Raw genomic sequence first — 6,786 nt, 5'->3', positions numbered from 1 at the left:
CGGCGCGTGGCTCGGCGGCTGGCNNNNGACGCTCGGCCGCATTCTCCGCTGCCACCCGTGGGGCAGTTCGGGTTACGATCCCGCGCCCGATCTCCGCGCTGAAAAGATCCCCTTCTGGGCGCCCTGGCGCGTCTGGCGCTACCGGCGCGCTCGCGCCGCTGCCGATCAGGTAACCGGCTGTTAGCGCCTGTAAAATTGCCACCACCGCTTTAGCTGGCCATTATCGCTTCCTCCCTATTATCGGTTGCATCAAATCGCCCGAAGCGGGGGAACCGTTATGCGTATCGTCAAAACCGCGCTCTTCGCCGGCCTTGCGATGGCTTGCGCCGGGGCACTTTCATCGGCCAGCGCCCAGTGCGTTCAGGCCTATACGATCACCACGTTCAACGGTTCGCCGTGGAACTACCTTTGCGGCGACTGCCCGAAGCCCGTCGTTGTGAAGAAGGTGAAGCCCGCGCCAGGCAAATGCGGTGTCGGCAAGTTCTATCAAAAGGGAAAATGTATCTCCCCGACCAAGGCCGCCGTGTGGGAGCGGATGCGGTAACGCCAAACGAGCGACGCGGGCATCAGGAGAGCGGACCATTCATCGGGATCGCGCCCCGACTAGCGTGCCGAGCGGGCCGCGCCCGACGACGCAACCCTTGCGGTGCAAGCGCATGCTTCGCCAGCGCAGCGATACAATGCGTTGTCGGTCGCTCCCCTCGCTGCGCCAAAACTTGCGCTTCAACCCCAATGAAGCATGGCTCCAGCACATGCTAGAGCGGCCCTCGGCCTCCCCGCTTGTTCCATATCGTAATATCAGTCGGTTTCCACAGAAAAAGATCGGGACGCGCTGTTCTCATCCGCGGGAGAGAAATACGGTAGCCACGACTATAGGTGGAGCGCCGCATGATCAATTATCGCCCGGAGGTGGACGGCCTGCGCGCCGTCGCCATCGCATCCGTGGTTCTCTTCCACACCGGAAGCCCAGTCTTTGCGGGCGGCTATGTGGGCGTTGACATCTTTTTCGTCATCTCCGGCTATCTCATCACGTCCATCATGTTGAAGGCGCAGACGGAGGGCGGATTCTCCTATCTCGACTTCTACGCCCGCCGCGCCCGGCGCATCCTGCCGGCGCTGTTCGCGATGCTGGCACTCGTGTCGGCGGCGTGCCTTCTGCTTCTGGCGACGAACGACCTCAGAAGCTACGGAAACGTCCTCGCCCATACGGTGCTGTTCACCGCCAATATCCGCCTCATGGGCAGCCCGTCCTATTTCCATCCCGATTCTCAGCAGAACCCGCTGCTGCACATGTGGTCTCTTGCGGTCGAGGAGCAGTTCTACATCCTCTGGCCGACGCTCCTGCTCGGCGTCCTGGCCTTGATGAGCGCGCGGCGGGCGAAAGCGCTGTTCGTGGCGCTCGCCGTGTGCTCGCTCATCGTCTCTGAAATCTACATGGTTCTTCGGCCGGAATTCGCCTTCTATCAGCTCCCCTCCCGCGGCTGGGAGCTGCTCGCGGGCGCGTTGCTCGCCGTGGGCATCGCTCCGCCCATCCGCTCGAACAGGATCGCAGAAGCGGTATCCTTCACCGGCCTCGCGCTCATGATCGCGCCGGTCATCTTCTACGACAAGACGACATCGTTCCCCGGCTTCGCGGCTCTGCCCCCTGTGCTCGGCTGCGCCTTCGTAATCTGGGCCGAGACGGGACGGCGGACCCGCTCCGGAACGCTGCTGCGTCTGAAGCCCGTCGTGTTCCTCGGCCTCATTTCCTATTCGCTGTATCTGTGGCACTGGCCGGTGTTCGCGCTCACCAAATATGTGATGATCCGCGAGCCGACACACGCCGAGAGCGCCTTGTTCGTCGCGCTGGCGGTGCTGGCGGGTTGGGCCTCATGGCGTTTTGTGGAGCGCCCCTTCAGGCATCGCCCCGCTTCCGCCGCGACTTCCGTAGCCCGGGCGCAGCCTCGGCCGAGAGGGTTCGCGCTGCCGTTCACCCTGCCCGCTTATGGCGCGGGCGCGTTCGCGGCCGTTCTCGTCGCCACAGGAGCCTATTTTCAGCTGTCGGGGGGCGCAAAATGGCGCTTCCCGCCGGACATGATCGAAAAGCTGGACGCAGCCTTCCTCGCGCCCGCGATGTCTTGTGCGAGATCCTCGGAAATCGCGCCGGGGCTTGAGAAATGCGAGACAGGCCGTCTCGACGGTGGCGCCAAGGACGATGTCGTGCTGTGGGGCGATTCCCACGCGCGGCATTATCAAACGCTGATCGCAGCCGTATACGGGGACACCACGACGCTCTACCGGCCGCGCTGCACGCCCGTTGTGGGCGTCTATCTCACTTTCGAGCGGCGAAACGCCGACGTCGTGCAGTGTTTCGAGCAGAAAGCCGCCGTGCTCGCCGATCTGGTGCTGAAACGGCCGCAGGTCGTCATCCTCGCTGGACGCTGGGGTTTTGCGGAAACCGCGACCGCTACGCGCACCCTTTACGAGAGGCCGGACACGCGCCGGTCACGCGATGTCTTCGCCGAAGCGCTGCGCGAAACGGTTTCGAAGCTGACCGATGCCGGCATCAAGGTGGTGCTTATGGCTCAAGTGCCGGAGATCCGCGTGCCGACAAGCCACTGTCTCGGCGTCTACAAACATGTTTTCGGCTGGACGGACTGCTATTTCGTGGCACGCGACGACTATGTCGTCCAATTCGGCTGGACGAATGACCTTCTGCGATCCATCGCCGACAACAATCCCAACGTGGCGGTTTTCTGGCCCGCCGAGTCGCTGTGCGAGGGCGATGTGTGCCGGCCGGTGCGGGAGGGCAAGCACCTCTATTCCGATAATAACCATCTGACGGCGGAGGGCGCGCTATCGCTCGTGAGCGCCTATAGGGCGGCGCTTCCAGCGGCGTTCCTGCCTCTACCCGAGCCGGTGCCGGTCGAGAGAGCCTGGTCTGCCTCTCCGATGGATGCGGGCAGCCTCGCGGCCAGCACATTCCAACCCGAGGGAGGCTCCCGATAGAGCGGCGGCGATGGGCGCGTCGACCTCAGGCCGAAAGCCTCTCGACCATTGTCTCCACGCCGAAGAGGAACATCCCCGAGCCGCCTATGAGGATGTGCGAGACGGTCGCCGCCATCAGCGAGTTCGTCCGGGCGAAAATCCAGCCCCACAAGATGCCGGGGAGGAACGCGGCGAGCGCGAAGGCGAGACTGATATGCGCGTGAGCCGCCGCAAACACGAGGTTTGATGCCAGGATCGACGCCCAGCGGCGCTTCAATTCGCTGCCATGGAGGAAGGCGTAGAGCGGTGCCTGAATGCCGGAGCGCGCGACGAACTCCTGCATCGGGGTCAGCAACAGATAGACCGCGAGCGCGACCCAGTACCACGCCGAATTCGTCCCCAGGTGCCCTTCCATCTGGACGTCAGCGCCGTCGATCAGCGTCACGTCCGCGAAGCTTTGGGTGGTGTGGATCAGCACCCACTTCACCGCGAGGAAGAACAGGATGAACAGAAGCGACATGCGCAGCGAGTAGGCTAATGCAGGACGCCAGTTGCGCAGTTGAAGCCCGAAGAAGCTCAAAGGAAAGCCGCTTGTCGCGATGATCGGGATGAAGGACAGGCTGAACAGCAGGATGATCAGCGGAGAAAGCGCGAAATTCGCGTGCGCCACACTCTTGAAGGCGGGCAGGAAGCTGAGCGTCAGCGTGTAGAACGACAGAAGACACAAGGTGGTGACGACGATGTGTCCGACGCCGTTGCGGTAAGCGGAGAACTCGTTTTCGAGTTGAAGCGTGTTGACGCGCAAGGTCACCGAGTCGTCCGCGTGCCGGGCGATGCGATGGCGAAGCTTGCTTGTGACGATCTCCCTGAGCCGCCTTGTGGTGCGTCGCCGGGCCGAACCGCTGAGGTCGAGCACCGCAACCGTCGCCTCAACCGTCGCCGTGAACGTCAACGCGCTCGGCTTACCGTCGACAAACGACAGTTCGCCGAAGATATCGCCGCGGCGCATCAGGCCGATCTCGTAGGATGTCGGCAGCCCTTCGATGGGCGAAAGCCCGAGTTTCGTGGCCGCCACCTGCCCTTCGATGACGATGAAGATTTTTCCGGGGTTTCTTTGCCCCTCGGACAGGATTTCGCGTCCGGCCTTTAAGCGCTTATACTTGATATGCGGGAGGATGAGCCTGATCTGCTGCCGCGTAAGGCTGGAAAACAGAGGGTTTCTGGGAATCTCGATAGAGTTGTTTCTTACCCTCGCGTGAAGGCGAGGCAGAGCCGGGGCGGCCAGAGTGTTTGCCAATTCAACCATATGTTCCAAAAACCGTTCTTCAGGTCCAGCTTATCGTTTTTCTCCAGTGTATGCTCTTCAAAACCACGTAATGATAAAACGATCCCGATGCGCATGCCTGTTATGCTTTCGTATGCTACCAAGAGTAGCTGAATCGGAAGCGCTTCGCGTTTCACATTTCATTACAATTGGACACGTTGACGCTGCGGCCAAGGTGGAGCAGCGCGCACAAAAAAGGCCGGGATGACCCGGCCTTTTCGCTCAATCCTTTGACGCGGACACTACCGGCGCAGATCCGGCGGCACCGCCTCCGTCGCGATCCGCGCGATGGCTTCGTCGAGCGACAGCGTCTCCTGCGCCTGACTGCCGAGCCTGCGCACTGAAACGGTCCGCTCCTCCGCCTCGCGCTTGCCGACGACGAACATCACCGGCACCTTCGCGAGGCTGTGCTCACGCACCTTGTAGTTGATCTTCTCGTTGCGAAGATCGGTCTCGGCTCGGACGCCCGCCGCAACCAGCGCCGCCTCGACCTCGCCCGCATAGGCATCGGCGTCGGAAACGATGGTCGCAACCATCGTCTGCACCGGCGAGAGCCACAGCGGCAGATGCCCGGCGTAGTTCTCGATCAGGATGCCGATGAAGCGCTCCAGACTGCCGAACAGCGCGCGGTGGATCATCACCGGCGTATGCTTCGCGCCATCCTCGCCGATGTAAAACGCGCCAAGCCGCACCGGCAGGTTGAAGTCGAGCTGGATCGTCCCGCACTGCCATTCGCGGCCGATGGCGTCGCGCAGGGTGTATTCGAGCTTCGGCCCATAGAACGCGCCTTCGCCGGGGTTGAGCGTATAAGGCTCGCCCGCAGCTTCCACAGCCGCCTTCAGCGCCGCTTCGGCCTTGTCCCACACCTCATCGGAGCCGACGCGCTTCTCCGGCCGCGTCGATAGCTTGATGACGACGTCCTCGAAGCCGAAGTCGCGGTAGATCGACAGCAGGAGGCTGTTCAGATGCACGCATTCTTCGGTGATCTGTTCCGGCGTGCAGAAGATATGTGCGTCGTCCTGCGTAAAGTGGCGCACGCGCATGATGCCGTGGAGCGCGCCCGACGGCTCGTAGCGGTGCACCTTGCCGAACTCCGCGATGCGAAGCGGCAGGTCGCGATAGCTCTTCAGCCCGTTCTTGAAGATCTGGATGTGGCCGGGGCAGTTCATAGGCTTGCAGCAGAACACGCGCTCGTCGGGCGTCTCGGTCGTGAACATGTTCTCGCCGAACTTTTCCCAGTGGCCGGATTGCTCCCAGAGCTTCCGTTCCATCATGTCGGGCGAGTTCACCTCGACATGGCCGCTCGCATGCTGGCGGCGACGCATGAACGCGATAAGCGCCTGGAACACCGTCCAGCCCTTCGGGTGCCAGAAGACCGAACCCGGCGCTTCCTCCTGAAGGTGAAACAGGTCCATCTCGCGACCGAGGCGGCGATGGTCGCGCTTCTCGGCTTCCTCAAGCATCGTCAGATAGGACTTGAGCTGCTCGTCGCTCGCCCAGGCGGTGCCGTAGATGCGCTGAAGCTGCTCGCGGTTCGAGTCGCCGCGCCAATAGCTGCCCGCGAGGCGCATCAGCTTGAACGCCTTGCCGACCTTGCCGGTGGAGGGCAGATGCGGGCCGCGGCACAGGTCGAGCCAATCGCCCTGACGGTAGATCTTGAGATCCTGACCCTCGGGGATGGCGTCGATCAGTTCGACCTTGAAGCCCTCGCCTTCCGCCGCGAAGAAGTCCTGCGCCTTCGCGCGCGACCACACTTCCTTCACGAAAGGCTTATCGGCCGCGATGATCTCCCGCATCTTCGCCTCGATCTTTTCGAGGTCGTCAGGCGTGAAGCTCTCGGCGCGGTAGAAGTCGTAATAGAAGCCGTTCTCGATGACGGGGCCGATGGTGACCTGCGTGCCGGGGAAAAGCTCCTGCACGGCCTCGGCCATCACATGGGCGGCGTCGTGGCGGATGAGTTCCAGCGCTTCCGGGTCGTCGCGGGTCACGATCTTGACGCGCGCGTCGGCCTCGATCGGGTCGGCGAGGTCGGCAAGCTGCCCGTCGAGGGCGACCGCGACGGCCTTTTTCGCCAGCGATTTCGAGATGGATGCGGCGAGTTCCGCGCCTGTGATGGCGGCGTCGAATGAACGTGCGGAACCGTCGGGGAAAGTCAGTGTAATCATAGTGTGCCTCTCACTCCCGCCTACTTGCGCGGGTAAGATATTGGGATGGCACCGTATTGGCGTTTGCGTCGCGCGATGTCAAGACCCGGGAGGAGGACAGCGGTTTCCACCATCCTCCGATAGATTACACGGAGTGAGGCTTATCACTCTTAAGTTGATTGCATCTCGGGCACAGCAACTGCAAATTCTGCCATGTTGTCTTTCCTCCCTTGCTCCAGGGGATTATATGATCGCACTGAAGATGACGCAGTTGTCTTCTGCCTGAGTGCAATATTTTACAACAGGCGCATCTAACACCATCACACTCCAACAAATACAAAATTCGTATCG

At 62.1% G+C, this 6,786-nt stretch carries 6 protein-coding genes; 3 read left to right on the top strand and 3 right to left on the bottom strand.

All coding sequences use genetic code 11. The features are described 5' to 3' along the window. The 3 genes from yidD to T281_RS15715 all read left to right on the top strand — a co-directional run. Positions 1 to 184: membrane protein insertion efficiency factor YidD (gene yidD, locus T281_RS15725; protein ID WP_037241604.1), on the top strand; the 184-nt coding region annotated here is incomplete at its 5' end. 93 nt (positions 185 to 277) lie between these two features. Further along, entirely contained in the window at positions 278 to 544 is a 267-nt protein-coding gene (locus T281_RS15720; protein WP_037241601.1) for a hypothetical protein, read from the top strand. A 344-nt stretch (positions 545 to 888) separates the two neighbouring features. Continuing rightward, positions 889 to 2,988 (top strand): acyltransferase family protein, encoded by a 2,100-nt coding sequence (locus tag T281_RS15715; RefSeq protein WP_155955303.1) that lies wholly within the window; start codon positions 889 to 891, stop codon positions 2,986 to 2,988. Between the two features lie 25 nt (positions 2,989 to 3,013). Here T281_RS15715 and T281_RS15710 read toward each other — a convergent pair whose 3' ends face one another. The 3 genes from T281_RS15710 to T281_RS19940 all read right to left on the bottom strand — a co-directional run bounded on the left by T281_RS15710 (position 3,014) and on the right by T281_RS19940 (position 6,766). Then, entirely contained in the window at positions 3,014 to 4,264 is a 1,251-nt protein-coding gene (locus T281_RS15710) for a CPBP family glutamic-type intramembrane protease (protein ID WP_162173198.1), read from the bottom strand. Between the two features lie 269 nt (positions 4,265 to 4,533). Further along, entirely contained in the window at positions 4,534 to 6,456 is a 1,923-nt protein-coding gene (thrS, locus tag T281_RS15705) for a threonine--tRNA ligase (protein ID WP_037241588.1), read from the bottom strand. A 124-nt stretch (positions 6,457 to 6,580) separates the two neighbouring features. After that, complete coding sequence (locus tag T281_RS19940) at positions 6,581 to 6,766, bottom strand: HNH endonuclease (protein ID WP_420834882.1); 186 nt, start codon at positions 6,764 to 6,766, stop codon at positions 6,581 to 6,583. Positions 6,767 to 6,786 lie beyond the last annotated feature (20 nt).

The organism is Rhodomicrobium udaipurense JA643, assembly GCF_000636015.1.
In the GTDB taxonomy this organism is placed as follows: Bacteria; Pseudomonadota; Alphaproteobacteria; order Rhizobiales; family Rhodomicrobiaceae; genus Rhodomicrobium; species Rhodomicrobium udaipurense.
Note: the sequence above shows the minus strand (reverse complement) of the source record. Positions and strands in the feature narration are given on the sequence as shown.